Raw genomic sequence first — 23,567 nt, forward strand, 5'->3', positions numbered from 1 at the left:
CCGGCAACACATCCGGGGACATGTGCAACGCCAACCCCACCAACTGCTGCTCGGCCAACTCCCGATCATCGGCGTTCACGCTGCCGGGGATCCGGGCCATGATCTTGCCGATCACCCGCGCATGCTCGGCCGAGACCAAACCACGCGCCTGGGCGGCAGCGGTCCACACCAACGCCGGAGCCTTCACCACACCACTGACCGGATCGGTCCTCTCCGCCAGCACATCGACCGCCGTTGCCCGGGCGGCGGCCTCACCGCGCCCGAGGTTCAGCGTCTCCTGCAGGAACTTCGACAGTTTCCCCGACCCGGCGCGCTGGGGCAGGCACCGTGACTGCGCCTCGGCCGCCAACTGCCGCGCCACCACATCCAACTGCCGACGCACCTCCTCGACCTCACGCATAAGATCGACGATCTCGTCGTCGGCATACGGCACCAGAGGCAGGTCCAGGAGGTCGTCGGCCGCTTCGCGCACCGCGGACACCGCCGCGGGCACGTCAGCGTGAACCAACTCCCTCCACTTCATACGTCAATTCTATCAATGCGATTCACACCAATATGCGCGAATGATATTGTGAATCAACAATATTCAGATTCCAACGCCCTCCACGTCCTCGATTCTCACAGCAACGCCGCCGCCTTTCCAGCGGTCGCAGCCGCGTGAGATGTGAATGTCCGCAAGGAACTGGCATCGTTGACACGGATTACCACGCCTCACCGCACGGTTCCTTCGGTGCTGGTAAAACGCACTTCGTGGCGATGCTGTACGTGCGGCTGGCGAGCAGTCCGGCGGCTCGGGCGCGCCCCCGAGTTCGACACATTGCTCAATCGCATCGAGGTTCACGGCAGGTCCGCCCCCACGGTTGCCGAGTCGGCGTTGTGGTGGAATACCGCCTTCTATGCGGCCACGTTCATCGAGTCGAGCAGCGGAATATCCAGCCGCGCACGCAAATCCGCAATCGACGTTCCGAAAGTCTCCAGCACCGCGACACCCCCGGGCCTGATCTCGAACAGCGCGTGGTCGGTGTAGACCCGGCTGACACATGCCAGACCGGTCAGCGGATACGTGCACGCCGGCACGATCTTCGGGCTGCCGTTCTTCGCGAACAGCGTCATCATCACGTAGACCCGCTTGGCGCCGATCGCCAGATCCATCGCGCCGCCCACGGCTGGAATGGAACCGGGCTCGCCGGTGTCCCAGTTGGCCAGGTCGCCGTTCGCCGAGACCTGGAACGCGCCGAGCACGCACACGTCGAGATGGCCGCCGCGCATCATGGCGAAGGAGTCCGCGTGGTGGAAGTAGGCGGCGCCCGGCAGTTCGGTGACCGGTACTTTGCCCGCGTTGGTCAGGTCGGGGTCGATCTCGTCGCCGACGGCGGCGGGGCCCATGCCGAGCATGCCGTTCTCGGTGTGCAGGACGACGCCGAGTTCGGCGGGCAGGTGGTCGGCGACCTTGGTGGGCTGACCAATGCCGAGATTGACGTAGCTGCCCGGCTCGATGTCACGGGCCAGCCGCGCGGCGAGCCGATCGGGATCAAGCGGCATCAGCGCGCTCCTTCCACGGTGTAACGACGGGCCTCGACTTCGACGACCCGATCGACGTAGATGCTCGGGGTGACGACCGCCTCGGGGTCGAGTTCTCCCGCCCGCACGATCGAGGAGACCTGCACCACGGTAGTGGTCGCGGCGGTGGCCATGACCGGACCGAAGTTGCGGGCGGTCTTGCGGTAGACGAGATTGCCCGCGGTGTCGGCGGTGTGCGCGGAGATCAGGGCGACATCGCCCTTGATCGGGTACTCGAGCACGTAGTCGCGGCCGTCGATGGTGCGGGTTTCCTTGCCCTCGGCCAGCGGCGTGCCGACGGCGGTCGGGCAGTAGAGCGCCCCGATCCCCGCGCCCGCCGCCCGCATCCGCTCGGCGAGATTGCCCTGCGGCACCACCTCGAGCTCGATCTCGCCACGCCGGTACAGGTCGTCGAAGACATAGGAGTCGACCTGGCGCGGGAACGAGCACAGCACCTTGCGCACCCGTCCGGCCTTCAGCAGCGCGGCCAGGCCGACGTCGCCGTTGCCCGCATTGTTGGACACGATCGTCAGATCGCGTGCGCCGTTCCGGATCAGGGCATCGATCAGGTCGAAGGGCATTCCGGCGAAGCCGAAGCCGCCGACGAGGACGGTGTCGCCGTTTTTCACGACGCTGACGGCCTCATCCGCGGTGTCGAGGATCTGTGTCTTGCTCATGCGCCGCTCCCGGTGCTGACGTTCTCCAGGACCACGGCCAGCGCCTGGCCTACACCGATGCAGATCGCGGCGAGGCCGTAGCGCTCGCCCTTCTCGGCGAGCACCTTCGCCAGGGTGCCGAGGATCCGGGCGCCCGAGGCGCCGAGCGGGTGACCGATGGCGATCGCGCCGCCCTTGACGTTCACGATGTCCGGGTCGATCTTCCAGGCGTCGACGCAGGCCAGCGACTGGACCGCGAAAGCCTCGTTCAGTTCGACCGCGCCGACCTTTTCCCAGCCGATACCCGCCCGCTCGAGGGCGATGTTCGCGGCCTCGACCGGGGCGTAACCGAACGCCTGCGGTTCCAGGGCGAACACGCCGCGACCGGCGATCCGGGCGAGCGGGTCCATGCCGAGGCGCTCGGCGGCGGCTGCCGAGCCGAGCAGCAGCGCGGACGCGCCGTCGCTGAGCGGTGAGGCATTCCCCGCGGTGATCGAGCCGTCGCGGCGGAAGCTCGGCTTCAACCCGGCCAGCTTCGCCGCCGTCGAGTCGGCGCGGATGCTCTCGTCACGGGCGAGGTCCACGCCCTCGACCGGGACCACGAGATCGTCGTAGAACCCCGCGTCCCAGGCCGCGGCCGCGAGCCGGTGCGAGCGAGCGGCGAACTCGTCCTGGCGTTCACGGGAGATCGAGAACCGTTCGCGCAGTTGCTCATTGCACTCCCCCAGCGACACGGTCCACTCCGCGGGCATCCGCGGGTTCACCAGCCGCCAGCCCAACGTGGTCGACACCGCGGTGACATCGCCCGCCGGGTACGCGCGATCGGGTTTCGGCAGCACCCACGGCGCGCGGGTCATCGACTCCACGCCGCCGACGAGGACCACGTCCTCGTCACCGGTATCGATCGTGCGCGAGCCGATGATCGCCGCGTCGAGCGAGGAGCCGCAGAGCCGGTTGACCGTGGTCGCGGGCACCGAGACCGGCAGGCCGGCCAGCAGCGCGGCCATCCGGCCGACATTGCGGTTGTCCTCGCCCGCGCCATTCGCGTTGCCCCACACCACATCACCGATGTCGGCGGGATCCAGCGCGGGCGCCTTGGCGAGCACGCCGCGGATCGCGGCCGCGGCGAGATCGTCGGGACGGACCTCGGCCAGCGCGCCGTTGAAGCGCCCGAACGGCGTCCTGGCGGCGGCATAGACAAATGCCATGTCTGTCCTCCTCAGTTCGCGCGGCGGGTGGTGAACGGCAGCACCAGCCGGGACCGGTGCGTGGCGTCGCGGTAGATCTTGTGCGTGACCGGGCGGCCCACCGGCAGGTGGAAGGCGTCCGGCGGCAGCAGCGCGTTGTGGTCGTCGGCCAACGGCTCGTTGTTCGACAGCTCCGCCACCAGCCGGTGCCCGGGCAGGAAGGTCGCCGCGAACGGGTAGAGGCGCAGCACGTACTCCTCGATCGCGCCCGGCTCCACCGGCACCGCGCGGGTGTGCGGGTGGTACGGGTTGCCCTCGGTGCTGCGCGCGTCGAGCTCGCGATGCGAGGCCTTGAGGTAGCCGGTGGTGATCAGCTGACGCTTGCCGTTGGGCGCGGAATCCCACAGGCGCAGAATAAAATTCGTGTCCGGCTGGTCGATCTCGGCGAAGAGGTGCGCGGCGCCCTGACCGATCATCTCGGTGGGCTCCTCGAACGGCGCGGTGCTCCAGCTCAGAATCTCCACCTTGTCGGTGACGGTGAGCGGCGCCTGATAGAAGCCGTCCGGCGCGGCGTACTCCGTGCCCAGCGGCTCATGCTCGAAGGAGAGCTTGCGGCGAGTGCGCAGATATAGCGAGCGGTACTCGACCTCCTTCGGCGGCCACTGGTCGCCGGTCGCGTGCTCGCGGGTCCCCTCCACGAAGACGTTCACCGCGGGCTCGTCCATGATCCCGTTGTCGATGCCCTTGATCCAGTAGTCGTACCAGCGGAACATCGTGTCGTGCTCTTCGATGAACGGGCGGGACTGCATCGGCGGGTAGGGGCCGATGTCGAGCTTCTTAGGACCCTGGAGCGCGTGGAACAGCTCGATGGTGCCATCCATGGTCCAGCCCCGGCCCTGGTCGATCTGCAGGTACACCGGGATGTCGATGTTCGGGGCCAGCGTGATGGGGTTGCGCTCCTCGTACCACTCGCCGTCGAGATGGTTCATCACGATGTCGAACCAGGCCTCGTGGTGCTTCGGATAATTCAGCACATGCACCAGATTCGGCCAGGCGGCCACGTCCGGATCCCGTAGACGCTCGGCGACCAGCTTCTCGATCTCATCCGGCGAAAACGTCTCGAGCATGCGGGATTTCACGTTGTCGGTGAACGCCCAACCCGAGTCGCCGCCGCGGCCCTCGCGGGCGGCGCGCGGCATGAACCACATGACGCCGCCGTGATAGGTGGTCTCGTAGAAGTCGTAGTGGCCGCCGGAGACGAAGATCGCCTTCAGGTGCGGCGGACGCTCGGCCGCCGCCAGCACCTGCATGGAGCCGAAGTAGGAGATGCCGATCATGCCGACATTGCCGTCGCACCAACGCTGTTCGGCGACCCACTCGATGAAGTCGTAGGCGTCGCGGCCCAGCGAGACGCCGCCGGCGTTGTAGTTGCCGATGTGCTCGCCCTCGGAATGACCGGAGCCGCGCAGGTCGCCGATGACGTGCACATAGTTCTCGGCCACCACGCGCGCGATGTCACCGGCCTCGATGCAGCCGTCCCACATCGGGCTGGGGCGCCGCTGCGGCGGCATGGTCAGCGCGAGCGCCTGCAATTCCTTGCCGTAGGGGCTCAGCGCGACCAGCGCCGGACGCGGCTTGTCCTCGACGCCCTGGTACGCGTCGGCCGCCAGTTCGATGCCGTCGCGCATCGGTACCCGCAGATTCTTGCGGATGTGGATGGTTTGCCCGCCGGCGTCGAACGTTTCGAGATCGGCCATGAGCCTATGGCTCCCTTTCTCTCGCAATGGGTCAGGACTTCTGGAGGGACCGCACAGCGGTGAACCGCGTGCGATAGCCGTGCATCGAGGTGAAGAACGGCGATGGCTCGAGCGTCGGATCACCTTGGTAGGCAAGGTCTTCGGCCACGCTCGTGAATGGCGAATACGCCGAGTCGGTCTCGGGCAGCCCGGCGCACAGGCACCGATGGGCCGACTCGCCGACCCTGCCCTCGATGTCGAGGCTCTGGTCGAGCGCCTCGCGTGCCTGCTGGGCATCGAGCTCGACACCGTAGGGTTCGCCGGTGATTCGGCGGTAAGGATGGCCGAGATACAAACGGCGGGGCGCGATCTCGTCACGCAGGTACCGCACGCTCGTGCGATAGGCGTCGGGATCGGTGTAGCCGGGGAAGCCGTTGGCGGCTCCGTGCACCTGCACCGCGTCGCCGACGAACGCGTCGTTCTGGCCGTCGACCACATAGGCGACCGAGCCGGGCGTATGGCCCGGAATCGAATGCACCGAGACGGTCACGCCACCGCCCAGCGAAAGGGTTTCACCGCCACGGACCAGCACGGTCGGCTCCATCTCACCGGAGATGACCGCGTTCGCGGTGGCGGTCTGCTTCGCGACGCCCTCGGGATCGTTCAAGTATTGCCCGCGCCCGGCCACATACTCGTCCACATGCGCCTGCCGCGAGCGCAGCATCGGCGCGTCGGCCTCGTGGATGACAACCTTCGCGCGCCGGCCGGTGAGCTCCCACAGCGCGTGCGCGCCGCCGATGTGGTCGATGTGCCCGTGCGTCAACAGGATCCAGCGCACATCCTCGATCCGGCGGCCGAGCTTTTCCAGCGCCGGCGCCATGCCCTCGGCGGGCGAGGACGCAATGCCGGTGTCGACGATCGCCGGTTCGGGAGCGTCGATGAAGAAGCTGTAGAGCCCGAACCGGCCCCAGGGCGAGACCAGCGGATGGATCGCCACTTCGGCTCCCATCGCACTCACTCCGCGCGCCGATCGAGGAACGCGGCCGTCTCCTCATAGACCCGGTGGTATTCCGGGAGCCAGGAGAAATGCTGGACGAAGCCGTGGCCCGCACCCTCGTACCGGCTGACCGTGGCGTCCACGCCTGCCTCGGCCAACCGTTTGCCGTAAAGCTCGCCCTCGTCACGCATCGGGTCGTATTCGGCGGTGACAATCAGCGCGGGCGGCAGACCGGTGAGGTCGGCCCGCTTGATCGGCGAGACCAGCGGGTCGGCCGGGTCGGCGCCGCTGTCGAGATAGAAGGCGTTGAACGCCTTCAGGATTCCGGTCTCGAGGCCGTACCCCTTGGCGTTCTCCCGCAGCGAGGCGTAGCGGTCGACGTCGAAGTCCAGGTCCAGGGACGGGTAGAACAGCACCTGGTGGGTGATGCGATCGAAACCCGCGTCCTGGGCCATCGCGGTGAGCGCGGCGACGAAAGTGCCGCCGGAGCTGTCACCGACCACGGCCAGGGTCTCGCCATTCCATCCCAGCCACTCACCGTTGTCCGCGGCCCAGTGCACCACCGCGTAGCAGTCCTCGAGACCGGCCGGGAACGCCGCCTCGGGCGCGCGCCGGTAGCCGACGGAGACCACGCGCAGCCCGGTCTCCTTGGCCAGGTTCCGCGCGATGTGGTCGTGGGTATCCAGGCTGCCGAGGAAGAAGGCGCCGCCGTGGAGGTAGATCAGCAGGCCGTAGGCCTCGGCCTCGACCGGTGTGTAGATCCGCACGGGCACCTCGCCCGCGACGGTGTCCTCGACGGCGTGCAGCGGCAGGCGCTGCTCGAGCGGCGGGACCTGCGACTCCTCACCGGCGCGCATGGCTACCGGGTCGAGCGGTCCATCGGGCGGGGCAGGCAGGATGGCGAGGATTTCGGCGATCTTCGGATGCAACGGCATGGCGTGACCTCGTCCTTACTTCGCGCTCGCGGGGGTCTTCTGACCGGGGAAGACCTCGTTCACCTCGTCTTCGGTCCAGCCCTGACGGGAGATCCGCTGCAGTTCGTCGGTCACCGGCTTGCGATTCGCCTGGTAGGCGGCCAGCGCCTCGGCGACCGAATCGGCCTCGCGCAGCGCGTCGGCGAGCGCGCCCGCGTCTATGATCGCCGAGTTCGCGCCCTGGCCCTGGTGGTGCAGCATCGAGTGCGCCGCGTCGCCGACCAGCACGGCCGAATCCGAATGCCAGCTCTCGACCGGGTCGATGTCATAGACCGCGCGCACATTCACGGTGTCCATGTCGAGGTTGCGCGCGATGTTCACAATGCGCTCGTCGAAGCCCTGCACCGTCGCGAGAATGTCGTCCTTGGTGACTTCCGGCGCCCAGGTGCTGTCCGGGCACAGCGCGGTGATGTCGAAGGACACCTGGTCGCGGTGGCGCAGCGGCAGCAAGTACACCTTCGTGCCCCGGCCGATGTACATGCGCAGGTTGTCGTCGACGACCATGCCCTGGGCGTCGTCGAGGGAAATGACCGCGCGGTAGGCGTGCTCGCCGGAGAACACCGGATCCTTGTCGCTGAACAGCTGCTGACGCACCACCGACTTGATGCCGTCGGCGCCGATGACCAGGTCGGCCTCGACGGTCTCGCCATTGGCGAAGGTGAGCGCGGAGCGATCGCCGCGATCCTCGACGGTCTCGAGCGTGTGGCCCAGGCGCACCATGCCCTCGGGCAGCACACCCAGCAGCGCGTCGATGAAGTCGCCGCGATGGATCAGATGGGTGGTGGTCGGCTCGGCGTAATCCTCGATGCCGGGCCAGGTGTCGCGCATGATCTGCTCACCGGTGGCGGTGAGGATCTCGAAGTAGTCGCTGGGCGAGCTGACCTTCGCGATGGCGTCGAAGATCCCCCACTGCCGGAAGCGGTCCATGGTGGACGGACGCAAGCCGATGCCCGCGCCGACCTCACCGATCTCGGTCGCCCGCTCGTAGACGGTGACGTCGGCGCCGAGCAGGCTCAGCCCCTTGGCCGCCGCCGCGCCGGCGTAGCCCGCGCCGACGATGGCGATCTTCAGGTTCTTCAAATCCGACGAATGCATGGTTCTTCTCTCTTGCGGACGCGGCGTTGCGCCTGGACGGTCACTGCTCAGTTCTGGATGGTCAGGAAGGCGGCGGGATTGCCGACGAAGAGGGTGTCGATGGTGGCCTGGTCCAGGCCGGCCGCGCGCAGGTCGGGGATGAGATCTTCGAAGATGTAGTTCACGGTGTGGCCCTTCACGCCCGGCCAGCCGAGCGGGCTGCAGTTGGCGTCGGCCGAGGCCAGCGCCTTGTCCAGATGGCCCGCGGCGAGGAAGCGCAGGAAGTGGTCCAGGCGATCCTTGCGCGGCCGGGCCCAGAACGGCGGGTCGTCGAGCTCGGTCTCGTAGCCGAAGGTGTCGAAACCGACCCGGCCGCCCTGCTCGGCGATCCAGGTTTCGCGGGTCTTCTCGGCGTTCACGCCGTCGTCGACATGGCCGAACAGCACGCGGTCCAGCGGCAGGTCCTCGTCACCGAAGATCGCGATGGCGTTCTCGGCGTCGATGGCCAGGTGAGTCATGATCGGCACACCGGTGTCGCGGGCGGCGCGAGCGGCGGCGCGGTAAATGCGCTTGTCCAGCTCGGTCATCCGGCCGCCGCGGCTCACGCCGACCTTGATGACACCCGCGCGGCTGCCGGTGTCGCCGATGCCGACGGTGATTTCGTGGATGAAGTGCTCGGTCAGGTACTCCACGCTCGCGCGCTCGAAGAACGGCAGCGCGGTGTCGCCGCCGACGAAGCCGGTGCAGGCCACGATGTGCACGCCGGTCTTGGCCGACAGCGACTTGTAGTAGTCGACATCGCGGCCGTTGCAGATGCCGGTCACGTCGACGAAGGTGCCGCCACCGTACTCATGGAACTTGCGCAGCTTGGGGACGGTTTCCTCGTAGCGCTGCTCGGGCGTCTTCCACCACCTGGTGTCCAGTTCGGAACCGGGCATGCCGTAACCGACATGCTCGTGGACTGCCACGATGCCCAGCTCTTCGGCCGGGATCGGCCCCAGGACCGTGTTCACTCTCGACACAACATTCACCTTCTGGAAAGTCGGGGTTCGATGGTCGTCGGCGCCGGTCAGCGCACCGACAGCAGCTCGCGCGGGTTGTCGACGAGGATCCGCCGGACGTCGGTGTCACCGAGGCCCTGCGCGGACAGGAGCGGGACGAACGCGGTCAAGACGTGGCTATAGGGCAGGTCCCGGCCGGGACCACCCTTGGCAACGCCGATCGCGTTGGCAGACAACAGAATCCGATCACCGAAGCCCGCATCGACCAGCTCGCGCACCAGCACCGCGCGCTCGCCGTCGGTGATGTAGTCGCCACCTTCGGAGCCGATGTTGTCGATGCCGACGTAGGCGCCTCGACGGACTACCTCGAGGGCGGCGCCCGCCGACGACGCGTCCTCGCGGTCGAGGGCGCCGACGAGCACGCGATCGGCCGACAAGTTCTCATCGAGAACGATCCGCAGGTCGTGCAGGGCGTCGGCACCGTAGCGGATGGACAGCGGGACGCCGGTGGCCAGCGCGGTCCTGGCCGCGCCGCGGAACAGGCTCTCGTCGGTGGCGGTCATGCCCCCACGGGTGGCGGCGGTCGTCACCAGGCCCGCGGCGCCGCGGCGCTCCACGCGGGGAACCACCATGCCCTCGGCGATCTCCTTGGTGAACAGGTCGGCGAACTTCTCGGCCGGCCAGGGCGTGGGCGGGTACGTCTGCGGGGTGAGGAAGTAGCCGCCGAGCAGCGCCTCCGGGCCCATACCGGTCGAGGCGACGATGTGCACGCCGGTCGCGTGCGCCAGGGTTTCGTAGAGCCGCAGGTCACGGCCATGGAACATGCCGGTGCTGTCGACGATCGTCCCGCCGCCCGCGACGCGGAATTCGCGGAGCTTCTCGGCCAGGATCTCGAAGATCTCGGCGCGGTCGAGGGTGACGTCGAAGGCGTACTCCGCGCCGGGAACCACCGACAGCAGGGCTTCGTGCACGGCGACGACGCCCAACTCGTCCGCGGGCACGGGGCCGAGAACGGTGTTCACGGTGTTGGCAGTGCGGTCGCCCATCACTGGCTCTTCCTTTCGATGCCGACGCGCAGGGCGGCGTCGGGGCTCTCTGGTCGGACTGGTCTTCCCTCGGGCATTCGCCCCATGACTTCTCGACATGCCCGGCCGATGGGCCCAGGCTCGGCAAGTGACTACGGTCACGCCGTCCCCTGAACGGTGCCACATTTCCTTACAGAGTGTCAAGCAAATGTTCATGAAGTAAACCACCCTGGCTTACAGTTCTCAGAACACCCAGCAAGCATGGAACGCGATCGATGTGCTCTACGCTGACGTGATGGCGACGCTCCGTAAGGCACATAAGGAGATGACGCGGAATCTCCTGCTCGATTCCGGCCTCGACCTCTTCGTGAGCAAGGGATACGCGACGACCACGGTCGACGACATCGCGTCGGCGGCGGGCACCACCCGCGTCACCTTCTACGCGTATTTCCCCTCGAAGGTCGACCTGATGAAGGCCCTCATCTCCGAACGCCTCAATCCCGCGCTCGACCGCGTCCCCTCCGCCGAATACGGCTCCACCGCGCGCGAACTGGTCTCGGTGATCGAGGACGGCTCACGCGAGCGGATCCGGGCCTGGCTCGCGGCGACCGCACAGCGCTGGACGACGATCCGCCCTTACACCACAACGGCTTTCGAGGCGGCCGCCGTCGATCCGGAGATCCGCGCGCTGTTCGGCGAATGGCTCGACGAGACCAGTCGCGATATCGAGGACGGACTTGACCTCGCCGACCGCTTCCCCGCGGGCACCCGGCACTTCCGCAGTGTGCTCGCGATGACAGAACTCGATCACGTCGCTCGGAACTGGGCACCGGGGCAGTGGGGCGTCGACCATGAGGACATGCTCGACGTCCTCACCGAGAGCTGGTCCGCCCTCGTTGGACGGCGGTGATCGCCGCGGGCGCGCGGGTGCTCACGGCCGGGCCGCGTCGAACAGGACCTGACGCAGCCAGGCGATGAAGTGCTGGTCGCCCAGGTGCGGATTCCAGACCATATCGACCCCGAGGCTGGATATGGGAAACGGGAACTCCTCGATCCGTAGATCCACGAGCGCACGCATGGCGTCGGCGACTCGATAACGCAGCAGCGCCACCCCGCCCGCGCTGGCGACCAGATACGGGATGACCAGAAAATCGGAGATCAGCCCGCCGATCCGGTAGGAGACGCCCTTCTCGTCGAGCACATCGTAGGGGAATACCCGCCGGTCACTGTCGACGGTGATGTGCGGCAGCGTGGTGATCAGCTCGAGCGCGGTCGCCTCCGGCGGGGCGTCCGGCGAGGCCACCACCACACACCGGTCGTCGTAGAGACGTTCGCGTGGGTGCGTGGTGGCGAACGCCTCGGAGACGAGCACGACATCGACACCGTGCTCGGTGAAGGTCGATTCGGTCGGCACCGTGATGGTGCGCAGTCGCAGCGTCGTGTTCGGGGCGCGCTCGGCGACCAGACGCGCCAATCGCGGCCCGACCACGAACGCGGTGCTGGTGGTCATGGCGACGGTGATGATCCGGCGATCGGTCGCCGGATCGAATCCGGGGAAGTTCACCACGTCCGCGGTCTGTTCCAGCACCGCCCGCAGCGGAGCGATCAACTGCAGCGCGCGCGGGGTCAGCGTGGCGCCGCTGCCCTGCCGGACGAGCAGGTCGTCGCCGAACAGCCGCCGCATACGTCCGAGGGCGTGGCTCATCGCGGGCTGGGAGAGACCGAGGCGTTCGGCGGCTCTGGTCACCGACCGCTCCTCCAGCACCGCAAGGAGCGGCACCAGCAGATTGAGGTTGACCGACGCCAGCCGATCCAATCCCGAACCCGTGATGCCCGCCTCCTCGTCGCTCATGGCGACGAACCTTACGCGGCGGCCCTGCTCAAGCGGCGCAGCCGGGGAATCGGGATCCGGTAGTTCAGCGCGGCGGCCACACCGGAACCGTCCTCGTGCGACCAGCGCATCAGCGCGGGACCACCGTGCTCGCCCTCGACGAACGCGGGCGGCCCCTCGATCGGGAGGTAGCCCACCGCCTTGAGCCCGAGCCCGAACTGCTCGGTCCAGAAGTACGGCTGGAAGTCGAGCGAGGGCGATTCCTCGCCGCCGAGCAGCGCCGCCGCGGCGATCTTGGCCTGTTCGATCGCACTGCTCCACAACGGGATTCGGCGCGGGCCGTACGGCGTTGGGAACACTGCCAGATCGCCGACGGCCGCGATCTCGGGGCGCACCAGACCACGGGAGTCGACCCGGATGACTCCGTTCGCCGTCAGACCGGTCTCGCCGAGCCACTCGATGTTCGGGATGTCGCCGACGGCGCTCACGACGAGCTCCGCCTCGAGAACAGCGCCCTCGTCGAATACCACGCGAATACTGCCCGCCCGGCCCTCGATCCGCGCCGAGGCGGTCTCGACCAGGGTGAGTCCCTGGGCGATCCCGGCCTCGACGAAGACGCCGGCCAGGTAGTCCCCCAGCTGCGCGACCAACGGGACGCCCTGGGATACCAGCGTCACCGGGCAGCCCGCCGCCAGACAGCCGGAGGCGATCTCCATGCCGAGCGGACCGCCGCCCACCACGATCACCGAGGGCCTGCCCGCGAGGCGCTCACGCAGGGCGAGCGCGTCGTCGAGCCCGCGTAGGGTCCACTCGTCGGGCAGCTCGGACAACCGCCGGGCACGTGACCCCGTGGCGATCACCAGCCGGTCGTAGGGCAGGGCGGTCCCGTCGTCGAGGGCGACCAGCCGTTTGTTCACGTCCAGGCTCGAAGCCCGCACGCCGAGAAGCTCTTTCGCGCCGTGCGTGGTCGGCGGCAGCTCGTGCGAGGACAGTTCGACCCCGTCGAACAACAGCGCTTTCGACAGCGCCGGACGGCTGTACGCGGCATACGTCTCGTCACCGACGATGGTCAGCTCGCCGTCGAATCCGGCGTCCCGCAGGGTGTCGGCGGCGGTGAGCCCGGCAATGCCGTTGCCCACCACGATAATTCGCTGATCTTTCATGCTGCGTCGACCAGGCTCCCGACCGCTCATGCCAGCCGCAGGGCCGCGACCGGGCACATCCGGACGGCCGCATGGGCGGCGGCGGTCTCGGCGTCGCCGATTTCCTCACGGTCGATGATCAGCTCGCCGTCGTTGTCGAGATGCATCAGATCGGGCGCGGCCTCCTCACACAGACCGTGCCCTTCACAACGGGGTCGATCCAGGACGATCTTCATGCGGGCACTACCTCCAGGACGGGCAGCACCTCGATGCTGCGGGTGATATTGCTGGGAATCCGGGTTTCGGGGCCGACGACGAGACGTTCCACGCGACGAGACAGCGCGCCGATGACGGCGTGCCCTTCCAGGCGTGCCAGGCCCTGGCCTGCGCAGCCGTGCGGGCCGTAGCCGAAGGCGAGATGGTCGATCGGATTGCGCTCGACCAGGAACTCGTCGGGGTTCTCGTAATGACGCGGATCGCGATTGCACGCACCGAACAGGATCGCGACCTTCGCGCCCGCGGGGATCAGGCGACCTTCGATCTCCACGTCCCTGGTGGCGCGACGGCCCCAGGCGTGAACCGGCGACCAGTAGCGCAGCACCTCGTTGAACGCGGCGGGCACCAGCGCCGGATTGCTCCTGACCAGCGCGAGCTGATCGGGGTGCGCCGCGAACAGCGCGACGATATTGCCGATGGAAGCCATCGTGGTGTCCACGCCGGCGCCGAGGTACTGGTGGATGATGTGGCCCGCGGAGCCGGCCGGGATGGCCCCGCGCACCTCCGCCTCGAAGATGCCCCGGCCGACCGAGCCGGGTGTCAGATCCTCGGCGGTCACCGTGGAGCACCACTGGTACAGCTCGCCGGCGATCGGGAAGCTCTCCGCGGTGCGCTGATTCATCGGGCCGATGACCTGCATCGCGGCCTGTCCCCAGCGGAGCATGTTGTCGCGGGCGCGTCCGGTGAACCCGATCAGATCGGCCACCACCTCGAGCGGGAAGGCGCGGGCCAGCGCGTCGATGGCCTCGAAGGAGCCCTTCGCCACGAGTTCCCCGACGAGCGCGTCGGCCTTGGCCTCGATGCCGCCCTTCAGTCCGCGCAGCGCGCGCGGCGACAGGTTCTCCGTGAGCGCCGCGCGCAGCTGGGTGTGCACGGGCGGGTCCGCGGACAGCGAGGTCCCGGTCAGCGCCTCGTTCACCGCCGGGTTGAACCCGATCGCCCCGGCCGAGGAAAACGTCTCCCAGTCACCCAGCGCACCGCGGGCGGCCTCGTAGCGCGTCAGCGCGTAGACCTCGTTCGCCGGCAGGTACACCACGCTTGCGAGCTCGCGCAGCGCGGCGTAGGTCGGATACGGGTCGACGAGAATCCCATCGTCGAAGAGGTCGAGATCGGAAACGGGCGGGGCTGAAACGGTCATCGGTTCACCTCGGAGTCGGTATATCGGCGACCCCCATTGAAGTGACTGCACTCACATGAATCAAACAAATGTTCTGCATGGATGACATGCACGTGATGAATGTCCGCAGTGCGACCCACCCGGCAGCCGAGCCACCGAGGCACCTCTCAGTCGCCCAGGTCAGCCTCGATCGCGCCCGCGGAGCGATGCAGCGCGGCGACGAGCGTGGGCAGTCGCTGATGGTCGTAGCGCACGCTCGGCATCGAGATCGAGAGTCCGGCCAGCGCCGTGCCGTCGGCGTCACGTATCGGGACCCCGATCGCCACCACGCCGCGTTCGGACAGACCATTGTTGAGCGCGAAACCGGCTCGGCGAACGCGGGCGAGCTGGGCGCGCAGGGCGGACATGTCCGGTCGTTCGCCTGGTCGCTCCGCGTACCGATTTTCGGAGTACAGGTCGTCCAGTTGGGCCGGTTCGAGTGCCGCGAGCAGGATCAGGCCCGCGGTGACGCGGTGCGCGGGAAAGACCATCCCCTCACGGGAGCCGACTCGCAGCGCCTGCCCGCACTCGACGCTGGCAATGAAACGCGCCGTATCGCCGGTGCGGATAGTGAGATTCGCCGTCTCCCCCACGATGTCGACCAGCCGTTGCAGATGCGTCAGGGCCATGGCCCGTAGTCGGGAGGCCCGGGATTGCGAGTGCGTCGCGAGTTCGAGGACCGGGCCGGGGTGGTAGACGCGCTGATCGTCCTGCACCGCGAAATCGCGGTAGACCAGCGTCTGCAGCAGCCGATGGGCCGTGGACCGCGCCACACCGAGCCGTTCGGCCACCTGGCTCACCGTTAGCCCACCTTCCAGCTGCAACATCACCGCGGCGCGCAGTGCGTGATCGGCACTGGTCACGACATACGCCGGCGGGTTCTTCGGTTCCACTGCCGCTCCTGTCGTTCTGCTCTCCAGAATTTCGTGTTCCGCTGACCGGATACGAGCCACTGTAGGTGGCATGACCACGAGTGACACCCCCGTTCGCCTGCGGGCGGTCGCGGCGCCCGGGCAGCCGGACGTGACGCCCGCGCTGGAGGAGCTGTACCGCGGGTTCGAGCGGGAACTTCTGGTTCCGCTGTGGACCGAGATCGGCGACCTGATGCCCGCGCATCCGCGCTCGCGCGCGGTACCGCACCTGTGGCGCTGGGAAAACCTGTTGCGCTTGGCCGAGCAGGCCGGAGATATCGTGCCCGTCGGCCGCGGCGGCGAACGTCGCGCGATCGCTCTGGCCAATCCGGCACTGGGCGGGCGCCCCTTCGCCACCCCGACGTTGTGGGCGGCGATCCAGTATCTGATGCCTGGCGAGGACGCCCCCGAGCATCGCCACACCCAGCACGCCTTCCGCTTCGTGGTCGAGGGGTCGGGTGTGTGGACCGTGGTCGGCGGCACCCGCGACACGGCGATCGGCGACGCCGTGCCGATGCGCCGCGGCGACTTCCTGCCGCAGGCGGGCTGGAACTGGCATGCTCACCACAACGCGACCTCCGAGCCGATGGCCTGGATCGACGGGCTGGACATCCCGTTCCAGTACGTCGCGGAGTCGCAGTTCTTCCAGTTCGGTCGCGAGGCGCTCAGCGACGCCGAACGGATCACGCCGGAACGCTCACGCTCCGAACGTCTTTGGGGCCACCCCGGTCTGCGGCCGCTGTCGGTGGGCGAGGTCGCCCCCGGCTCGCCGCTGCTGGCCTACAAGTGGGAGCACACCGACGCCGCCCTGAACGATCAGCTGCACCTGGAGAAGGAGGGCCACGGCGGTACCGTCGAGCCCGGCCACGCGGCCGTTCGCTTCTGCAACCCGCACAACGGCGCCGATGTGCTGCCGACGATCCGCGCCGAGTTCCACCGCGTCGTCCGCGGCGCGCGGACCGCTCCGGTTCGGGAGACCGGCTCGTCGGTCTACCAGGTGTTCGACGGCTCCGGCACGGTCACCGTCGGCGATAAGACCTGGTCGGTCACCCGCGGCGACCTGTTCGTCGTGCCCTCGTGGAAACCCTTCTCCGCGAAGTCCGAAGCCGGCAGCACCGACTCGGACTCCGGCGCACTCGACCTCTTCCGTTTCTCGGACGCGCCCGTCTTCGAGGCGCTCCACCTCAACCGTCAGGAGACCATTCGATGAAGCTCGCCACCCTCCGCGTCGACGGCGGCACCCGCGCGGTCCGACTCGACGGCGACGTCCTGGTCGACCTCGGCTACGACGATCTGGGCGCACTGTTCGCCCGGGCCGACTGGGCCACCGTCGCCGCCGAAGCCACCGGGAAGACCTGGCCCGCCGAAGGGGCCGATCTGGCCCCGGTCGTGCCCAACCCGTCCAAGGTGATCTGCGTCGGGCACAACTACACCAATCACATCAAGGAGATGGGTCGCAAACTTCCCAGCTACCCAACCCTTTTCACGAAGTTCGCCGACAGCCTCATCGGCCCGAACGACCCGATCCTCAAGCCCGCCGAGACCGAGGCCCTCGACTGGGAGGTCGAACTGGTGGTCGTCATCGGCAAGCCGGTGCGTCGGGCGAGTGAGGAGGAGGCCGCCACCGCCATCGCGGGTTTCACCGTCATGAACGACGTGTCGGTGCGCGACTGGCAGTTCCGCACCATCGAGTGGACCCAGGGCAAGATCTGGGACTCCTCCACTCCAGTCGGCCCCTATGTCGTGACCCCCGACGAGGTCGGCGGCGTGCGGCCCGCGCTGCGGGTACGGACAGTGATCGACGACCAGGTCATGCAGCAGGACGACACCGGCACGCTGCTGTTCGATCCCGTGCGTCTGGTGGAGTACATCTCCACCGTCATCCGGCTGAACCCGGGCGATCTGATCGCCACCGGCACCCCCGCGGGCGTCGGCCACGCCCGAGACCCAAAGGTCTACCTGACCGGCGGCGAAACCGTCGTCACCACGATCGACGGGCTCGGAGCGTGCGTCAACCGGGTCGTCGAGGAGGCGTGATGGGGTGCACCCAGACCGACGCCTTGAAGTGGGTCGAGCACGGCACCCAGCTGCTCACCGAGCAGGTCGCGTCCCTGGACGAGCAGGCAATGTCGGCACCGAGCATGCTGCCCGGCTGGACCCGTAAGCACCTCGTCGCGCACGTCGCCGCCAATGCCGACGCGCTCGGCAACCTCGTCCACTGGGCACACACCGGTGAGCGCACGCCGATGTACTCCTCGAAGGAACAGCGCAGCGCCGACATCGACGCGGGCGCGAAACGAGCCGCATCAGACCTGACGACCTGGCTGACCGAGTCGACGGACACCCTCGCCGCCTCGATGGACGCCCTGACCACCGACCAGTGGCAGGCCGAGGTCGTCACCGCACAGGGCCGGACCGTGCCCGCCACGGAGATCCCGTGGCTGCGGGCGCGTGAGGTCTGCGTCCACGCCGTGGATCTCGGCACGGGCGTGACCTTCGCCGACCTGCCCGTCGAGTTCCTGTCCGCGCTGATCACCGATATCCGGGCCAAGCGCGGACAGGAACTCGACGATCTCCCGGACGGCCCGCTGCCCGAGGTCGCCGCGTACCTCGCCGGACGTCCCCATTCCCTCGCCGACGTTACCGACCTCGGCCCCTGGCTCTAGAGGAGTTATCCGTGTGCACCCCTGACAATACAAACGCCGACGTCGTCGTGGTCGGCGGCGGCATCGGTGGACTGAGTGCCGCGTTCGCGCTGTCGCGCCTCGGACTGAAGGTCCGGGTGCTCGAACGCGCCAAGGAGTTCGGCGAGGTGGGCGCCGGCCTGCAGATCGCCCCGAACTGCACCCGCATCCTCGACGATTACGGCCTGCTCGAGGAGGCCAAGTCCCGCGGCGTCGTCCCCGACCGGATGGTCATGCGCGACGCTGTCGACGGCGAGGAACTGACCGCCCTCGACTTGCGCGACCTCGAGCGCGAGTACGGCTTCCCGTACATGGTCATCCATCGCAGCGACCTGCACGCCCTGCTCCTCGAGGCCTGCCGGGACGCGGGTGTCGAATTGTGCACCGAGCAAGGGGTCGTCGCCTACGGCCAGGACGCCGACAAGGCCACTGTCACAACGGAATCCGGCACGGTCCACGAGGCCGCTGTCGTCATCGCCGCCGACGGCCTGCATTCTGTCGCCCGCACACTCCTCGTCGACGATGAGCCGGTCTCCTCCGCTTATGTCGCCTACCGCGGCACCGTCGCGGTAGCCGAGGTCGATCGCCCGATCGACCTGTCCGAAGTGGTCGTCTACGTCGGACCGCGCTGCCATTTCGTCCACTACGGATTGCGCGGCGGCGCCCTGCTCAACCAGGTCGCCGTCTTCCAGTCCCCGAAAGCCTTGGCCGGACAGGAGGATTGGGGCACTCCCGACGAACTCGACGCGGCCTTCGCGGGAACCACCGATATCGTCCGGCAGAGCCTGCCGCACATGTGGCGCGACAAGTGGTGGCGAATGTACGACCGCGACCCGATCGACACCTGGGTCCAGGGCCGCATCGCCCTGCTCGGCGACGCCGCCCACCCGCCGCTGCAGTACATGGCCCAAGGCGCGATCATGGCGATCGAGGACGGCTGGGTACTGGCCGAGCATGCCAAGCGCCTACGCGGCCCTGACGGCGGAATAGACTGGGCAGCTACACTTTCCGCATACGAGGCGGTGCGTCCCGAACACTGTCGCCGGGTGCTCACCACGGCGCGTGAGTGGGGCGAGCTGTGGCATCTCGACGGCTTCGAACGCGTCCAGCGCAATGCGCTCCTGCGTGCCCGCGACATCGACGACTACTCCTTCACCGACTGGATCTATGGCCCCACCGCCCTGTTCCCCGAGGACGAGCCGCCGATGTTCGAGCCCGTCCCGCTCTCTTCGGCCGATCGGATCACTGACGAACCGGTACACATGACAGCGTGACCCACCAACCGGTTGAGCACATGGTGCGCACGGAGGCTGTAAACCTCCCGCCTTCGGGCACGGGTGGTTCGATTCCATCCAGCCGGACTGGTGGCAGTCGCTCTCTCGGTATGGGCAGCCTGACTTTCAACCGCGGCATGTTCTGGATCAAAGACGACCAGGGTCCGGGGGTGTGAGGGTCTCATGAGACCGCCGGGTACCCACACACCAGCCCGCTACCGGCACGACCGACCGCACCCGCGGCAACAGAGCACACCGATCCCGCTGCCGCCCAAACCCTCGCCGTCGCCGGAATCCAAGTTCGCACATGCCACTCGGAGGTGGCCTGCGTTGCAGGATTCCTAGGGCACGTTCGACGAACACCGCCAGGCCGTGGAACGAGCCTTGCGCAGCACCGAACCGGGCCTGTCCTCCTCCATCGTCACAGCCGCCGTGGACGGCCTCGCCGACTACACGACCAAGACCGGTACCGATCCTGAGAAACCCGGTACCCGAGCGGCATTCGCGGCCGAGTTGCTCAGGACCGGCACTGCCACACCCTGGCCACCAGGCCGCAACGAACCCTGCTGGTGCGGTTCCGGACGAAAGTACAAGAAGTGCTGCGGCCGGCCCGGCTGATAGTGGTTCGTCAGCACGGACTGAGCGCGATCGGGTGGTACCCCTCGGGGCTCTCATCTCGCCGGATCCTCGGAGTCGCCCCACAGAGTCGGCCATTGCACCCGCAGCTGAAACCGAATGCCGAAGAATCTGTCATCGTCAGTGGTCGACGAACCAGGCCTCGGATTCATCATGGGTGTTGTCGGGACAGCCGTTCCCGAGGTCCCGCGGATGCATCAGCAGACAGCTGAGTTTTCGGTCGGGAACGTCATGGCCGGTGCTCACCAGAATGGCAATCGCGGCGTCTGACGCTACCTGCGAGTCAGGAGCGAAGTTCAGGTGGCCGGTGATACCGGAGTAGTCCTTCCGGAGGGCGAGGAACGCCGCTCGGCGATCGAGGGGTACGTCCCCGCTCGGTAACGACTTGTTGCTGCCGCCCAGGGCGCTCGCGAAAAGTCCGACCACGTCGAATGCGATCGCGGTTCGATCGCCGGGCCAGGCCGGGTCGTAAATCGGTTTCGCACCGGGAAGGTTCAGCTTCTCGGCGAGCTCCTTGATGCCTCGGCAGAAATCCATGAAGTCACCCGACCGGCCCGTGCCATCCAATTGGTTCTGGACACAGTCCTTTCCGCCGAGGATTGCTTGCGCGCCCTTGGCGACGTAGCGAACAGTCATGCCTTGCGGCACGTTTCGCATCGTGTCAGGGTCCGCGACGAGCCGGGTGACGGTGTCGGCGGCGAGTACGTCGGGTCGAGTCTCGGTTGTGCACTGCTGGGCCACGTTTTGCGTAAAAGTAGCGAAGTCGTCGTTGCGACCGGCGAAGAAGAGCAGCGTACGGCGGTTCACATCGTTCGTCTTGCAATGTGCCGACAGATCGGCCGTTGTGTTCGCGTCCGCCAAGCTGAGCACGGAGGCATCGACCCGGTTCTTGGCAAGCTCCCGACCGAGGTCCTCCACCAAACCGTTGACGTAGATGTCGCCGGTGGAATCCGGCCGATAGATCAACACTCTGTCGAACAGACGATGGCCGGGCTCGGAGCCGAAGTCCGGAATCCGAGCACCGGCAACGTAATCCGCAATCAGCTGCGCCTGGGTAGCGGTGCTGGGCACCGCCTGCAAATACAGGTTCGAAGCTTTGGCCAGGGAGTCCGCGGACAGTGTCGTCCCGACGACGGGAACGCCCAGATCACCGAGCTCGGTAATGGCTCGCTGCGTCTCTACGGTGCTGCGATCGAGTCCGATCACGCCGAAAACTCCATGATCATCATGCAGCAATCGCTTCAGCATATGTTGGACCACGTAAGTCGCTTGCCCCATGCCATCGCCGCCGTTCGCGATGATGATGCGCACCAGCGGATCCGTCGGCGCCTGCTTGTCGTTGAACCTGCGCTGCTGGATCGCGAGACCAGCCAATTCCTCGACGATGCCGCGCGAATACTTGGTGTCGTCGGAGTAAGTGAGGCCTGCGAAATAGATGAGGGAGATCAGTCTCCGTCGGTGGTCCTTCTGGTGCCTGTCCTCCGCGATCACATTCTGCGCGAACACCTCTCGCTGCATCGTGATCAGTGCGTCATCGCTGGTGAACACCCGCCTGGCGTCAGCGCTGTATCCGATGCACTCATTCTTGTGCTCCTCCACCGCGATCCCGGTCGTCCATGGCCATTGAGCGCAGGATGGATGCCGTAACGCCGGAATCGTCGCCCATGCCGTGACGGCCGACAATGCCAGGGGAACGACCACCGCGAGCGAGACGAACCATTTGCGGGCCGCCATCGGCGGAGCGGGCGGGCGAGCCAGACCAGGATTGATGCGGGGCGGCGGTCCAGATGCCTCCGCGTCCCAGCGGAACAACAGCTGCCATGCGTAGGAGAAGCGGTTCCGGCGCATATCAGCGATTTCGAACTGCCAGCGCTGCAACGCATCCTCGGAGTCGGAGCGCTCGTCGCCGTCGCGGGGCTCATCCAGCGGCGGGCGATCGTTGTGCGAAGCCAGGGCGTTCAGTTCGTTCAGTTCTTCGCGATAGGGTGCGTAATTCAGCCGAGCCACAACGACCAGGGGATCGAATAACCCCGTCTCGTTGCGGATCTCGGTGATCCACTTCAGCAGGTTGGCACCCGGGCTGCCCTCATCGGGCAGGCCCTCCTCGACATTGTCGAGCAGTACGACCGGGTATGCGGTTCGACGCCAGCTCGACGGACGCCAGATTCGGCGCGTGTAGGCGGCACGCAGATCCGAAAGAAACGCGTGTACCAGCAGTTTCGAGACTTGCTCGGAGTTCTCCCGGATTCGGTGCGGATCGGTCAACCGGGTCGCGAAGGCGAGGAAATCGTCGGATAGTTCCGGCGCCAGATACCGCTGATTCATGAACCACCGGCTTTCCCTGGACAATCCGGGAACCACGCCGCTGACGAAGAGCCACAGGCGTAGGACCGGCCACAGCGACAGCAAAGCCCCGATAAATTTGTCGACCATCCCGCCCACCAAGCCGCTCAGCGTCTGCACCGGCTGGGTCAAGGAGCCGCTACGCAGCAACCGCGGCAGCCGGCTGCGCAGCTCGTCCGCGGCGATATCCGCCTGGGCATCCCGAAGACGCTGTCGGGTAATCCAGTTCGCGGTGCTGTACCGCGGGAATCGAATGGGACCCATTCCCGAGCCGCAGAAGGAAATATCGTTGGCGAGCTTGTCCAGAATCGGCAGGCACGGGTATTTGGCTTGTTCACCATCGAGTTCGTACTCCCGGACCTCTCCCTCCACGATGGCGACCGAGTCCGGCCGCATCTGCTTGACGTCGACGCGCGCTCGCGGCACAGTACGTCCATGCCCGCCGGCCAGCCACGCTTCGATGGCGGGCAGCGGTGACCCACCCTCGAAATCATTTGTCACCAAACAGATCATCGGCCGGGGCAAGGGACGCCTGCGACGCAACAACGTCGGCCAAACGCGAGGACGCTCCTCCGGCACGGCAAGCGTCCGCAACAACTCATACAGCTTGCCTATATTCGATGACGAATCCGGCACAGGCCGCCCCTCCCGCAGTCCTACATAGCGGCGATTCACTTCCTGAATCTTCACGGCACTGTACCGCTACAGATCCGGGCGAGCAGCCTGGTTCGCTCGAGCGGAAAGGGGATTCGGCCTTCGGTTCAGCCGATCGATGCGGGGCGGCCACGAGAGCATCGGGCCCGGAGGCCGGTGGCGGCGGACGGTGACACCGAGGCCCGGGTGAGGTGGTTCCCATGAGGTGGAGGCCGAGAAGGCCAATTTGGTGCTGAATAGCGCTGGGCGCGTATTGATTTGATCGACCGACTATGGCTGGATACGCAGAAGGCCCCGACCAAATCGGTCGGGGCCTTCGCGAGGGATGTTCCGGCGGTGTCCTACTCTCCCACACCCTGTCGAGTGCAGTACCATCGGCGCAGGTGGCCTTAGCTTCCGGGTTCGGAATGGGACCGGGCGTTTCCCCACCGCTATAGCCGCCGTAACTCT

Annotated in this window: 22 protein-coding genes and 1 rRNA gene; 6 read left to right on the plus strand and 17 right to left on the minus strand. The window is 67.3% G+C overall.

The genetic code is table 11. The features are described from left to right. The 10 genes from GLP40_RS32480 to GLP40_RS32525 all read right to left on the minus strand — a co-directional run. Positions 1-523: DUF222 domain-containing protein (locus GLP40_RS32480; protein ID WP_154791853.1), on the minus strand; the 523-nt coding region annotated here is incomplete at its 3' end. 371 nt (positions 524-894) lie between these two features. Next, complete coding sequence (locus tag GLP40_RS32485; RefSeq protein ID WP_154791854.1) at positions 895-1,542, minus strand: 3-oxoacid CoA-transferase subunit B; 648 nt, start codon at positions 1,540-1,542, stop codon at positions 895-897. After that, complete coding sequence (locus GLP40_RS32490) at positions 1,542-2,237, minus strand: 3-oxoacid CoA-transferase subunit A (protein ID WP_154791855.1); 696 nt, start codon at positions 2,235-2,237, stop codon at positions 1,542-1,544. The genes GLP40_RS32485 and GLP40_RS32490 overlap by 1 nt, the downstream gene beginning before the upstream one ends. Continuing rightward, the gene (locus GLP40_RS32495) at positions 2,234-3,424 is read right to left on the minus strand and encodes a thiolase family protein (protein WP_154791856.1); all 1,191 of its coding nucleotides are present in this window, start codon (positions 3,422-3,424) and stop codon (positions 2,234-2,236) included. The genes GLP40_RS32490 and GLP40_RS32495 overlap by 4 nt, the downstream gene beginning before the upstream one ends. Positions 3,425-3,435: 11 nt before the next feature. Then, entirely contained in the window at positions 3,436-5,160 is a 1,725-nt protein-coding gene (locus GLP40_RS32500) for a CocE/NonD family hydrolase (protein ID WP_154791857.1), read from the minus strand. Positions 5,161-5,191: 31 nt separating this feature from the next. Further along, on the minus strand, positions 5,192-6,148 hold the full coding sequence (locus tag GLP40_RS32505; RefSeq protein WP_154791858.1) for an MBL fold metallo-hydrolase: 957 nt from the start codon (positions 6,146-6,148) through the stop codon (positions 5,192-5,194). A 5-nt stretch (positions 6,149-6,153) separates the two neighbouring features. Beyond that, positions 6,154-7,071, minus strand: a complete 918-nt coding sequence (locus GLP40_RS32510) for an alpha/beta hydrolase (protein WP_154791859.1) — start codon at positions 7,069-7,071, stop codon at positions 6,154-6,156. Positions 7,072-7,086: 15 nt separating this feature from the next. Continuing rightward, positions 7,087-8,205, minus strand: coding sequence for an FAD-dependent oxidoreductase (locus GLP40_RS32515; RefSeq protein ID WP_154791860.1), 1,119 nt, complete (start codon positions 8,203-8,205; stop codon positions 7,087-7,089). A gap of 47 nt (positions 8,206-8,252) precedes the next feature. Beyond that, positions 8,253-9,206: a phosphotriesterase family protein gene (locus GLP40_RS32520; RefSeq protein WP_328290929.1), complete on the minus strand. Its 954-nt coding sequence runs from the start codon at positions 9,204-9,206 to the stop codon at positions 8,253-8,255. 47 nt (positions 9,207-9,253) lie between these two features. Next, positions 9,254-10,231 (minus strand): phosphotriesterase family protein, encoded by a 978-nt coding sequence (locus GLP40_RS32525; protein ID WP_154791862.1) that lies wholly within the window; start codon positions 10,229-10,231, stop codon positions 9,254-9,256. A 304-nt stretch (positions 10,232-10,535) separates the two neighbouring features. On the opposite strand from GLP40_RS32525, the gene GLP40_RS32530 reads away from it, so the two are divergent. Beyond that, on the plus strand, positions 10,536-11,120 hold the full coding sequence (locus GLP40_RS32530) for a TetR/AcrR family transcriptional regulator (RefSeq protein ID WP_230330160.1): 585 nt from the start codon (positions 10,536-10,538) through the stop codon (positions 11,118-11,120). A 21-nt stretch (positions 11,121-11,141) separates the two neighbouring features. Here GLP40_RS32530 and GLP40_RS32535 read toward each other — a convergent pair whose 3' ends face one another. The 5 genes from GLP40_RS32535 to GLP40_RS32555 all read right to left on the minus strand — a co-directional run bounded on the left by GLP40_RS32535 (position 11,142) and on the right by GLP40_RS32555 (position 15,508). Beyond that, positions 11,142-12,062, minus strand: coding sequence for a LysR family transcriptional regulator (locus GLP40_RS32535; RefSeq protein ID WP_154791864.1), 921 nt, complete (start codon positions 12,060-12,062; stop codon positions 11,142-11,144). A gap of 11 nt (positions 12,063-12,073) precedes the next feature. Next, on the minus strand, positions 12,074-13,204 hold the full coding sequence (locus GLP40_RS32540) for an NAD(P)/FAD-dependent oxidoreductase (protein WP_154791865.1): 1,131 nt from the start codon (positions 13,202-13,204) through the stop codon (positions 12,074-12,076). Positions 13,205-13,230: 26 nt separating this feature from the next. Further along, entirely contained in the window at positions 13,231-13,419 is a 189-nt protein-coding gene (locus GLP40_RS32545) for a ferredoxin (protein ID WP_154791866.1), read from the minus strand. Next, entirely contained in the window at positions 13,416-14,597 is a 1,182-nt protein-coding gene (locus GLP40_RS32550) for a cytochrome P450 (protein ID WP_154791867.1), read from the minus strand. The genes GLP40_RS32545 and GLP40_RS32550 overlap by 4 nt, the downstream gene beginning before the upstream one ends. A 146-nt stretch (positions 14,598-14,743) precedes the next feature. Then, on the minus strand, positions 14,744-15,508 hold the full coding sequence (locus GLP40_RS32555) for an IclR family transcriptional regulator (RefSeq protein WP_328290930.1): 765 nt from the start codon (positions 15,506-15,508) through the stop codon (positions 14,744-14,746). Between the two features lie 70 nt (positions 15,509-15,578). Here GLP40_RS32555 and GLP40_RS32560 point away from each other — a divergent pair, with 70 nt between their 5' ends. The 5 genes from GLP40_RS32560 to GLP40_RS35195 all read left to right on the plus strand — a co-directional run bounded on the left by GLP40_RS32560 (position 15,579) and on the right by GLP40_RS35195 (position 20,102). Beyond that, positions 15,579-16,736 carry a cupin domain-containing protein gene (locus GLP40_RS32560; RefSeq protein WP_154791869.1) on the plus strand — a complete coding sequence of 386 codons (1,158 nt, stop codon included), beginning with the start codon at positions 15,579-15,581 and terminating at the stop codon, positions 16,734-16,736. Further along, complete coding sequence (locus GLP40_RS32565) at positions 16,733-17,563, plus strand: fumarylacetoacetate hydrolase family protein (RefSeq protein ID WP_154791870.1); 831 nt, start codon at positions 16,733-16,735, stop codon at positions 17,561-17,563. Before GLP40_RS32560 ends, GLP40_RS32565 begins: the two co-directional genes overlap by 4 nt. After that, on the plus strand, positions 17,563-18,192 hold the full coding sequence (locus GLP40_RS32570) for a maleylpyruvate isomerase family mycothiol-dependent enzyme (RefSeq protein ID WP_154791871.1): 630 nt from the start codon (positions 17,563-17,565) through the stop codon (positions 18,190-18,192). The genes GLP40_RS32565 and GLP40_RS32570 overlap by 1 nt, the downstream gene beginning before the upstream one ends. An 11-nt stretch (positions 18,193-18,203) precedes the next feature. After that, on the plus strand, positions 18,204-19,484 hold the full coding sequence (locus tag GLP40_RS32575; RefSeq protein WP_328290931.1) for an FAD-dependent oxidoreductase: 1,281 nt from the start codon (positions 18,204-18,206) through the stop codon (positions 19,482-19,484). 432 nt (positions 19,485-19,916) lie between these two features. Next, positions 19,917-20,102, plus strand: coding sequence for an SEC-C metal-binding domain-containing protein (locus tag GLP40_RS35195; protein WP_407671741.1), 186 nt, complete (start codon positions 19,917-19,919; stop codon positions 20,100-20,102). 138 nt (positions 20,103-20,240) lie between these two features. On the opposite strand, the gene GLP40_RS32585 is transcribed toward GLP40_RS35195, so the two are convergent. Next, complete coding sequence (locus GLP40_RS32585; RefSeq protein ID WP_328290932.1) at positions 20,241-23,153, minus strand: type 1 periplasmic-binding domain-containing protein; 2,913 nt, start codon at positions 23,151-23,153, stop codon at positions 20,241-20,243. A 292-nt stretch (positions 23,154-23,445) separates the two neighbouring features. Next, a 5S ribosomal RNA gene (gene rrf / locus GLP40_RS32590) occupies positions 23,446-23,562 on the minus strand. Between the last annotated feature and the right edge of the window lie 5 nt (positions 23,563-23,567).

The sequence above is a fragment of the Nocardia aurantiaca genome, assembly GCF_009708175.1.
In the GTDB taxonomy this organism is placed as follows: Bacteria; Actinomycetota; Actinomycetes; order Mycobacteriales; family Mycobacteriaceae; genus Nocardia; species Nocardia aurantiaca.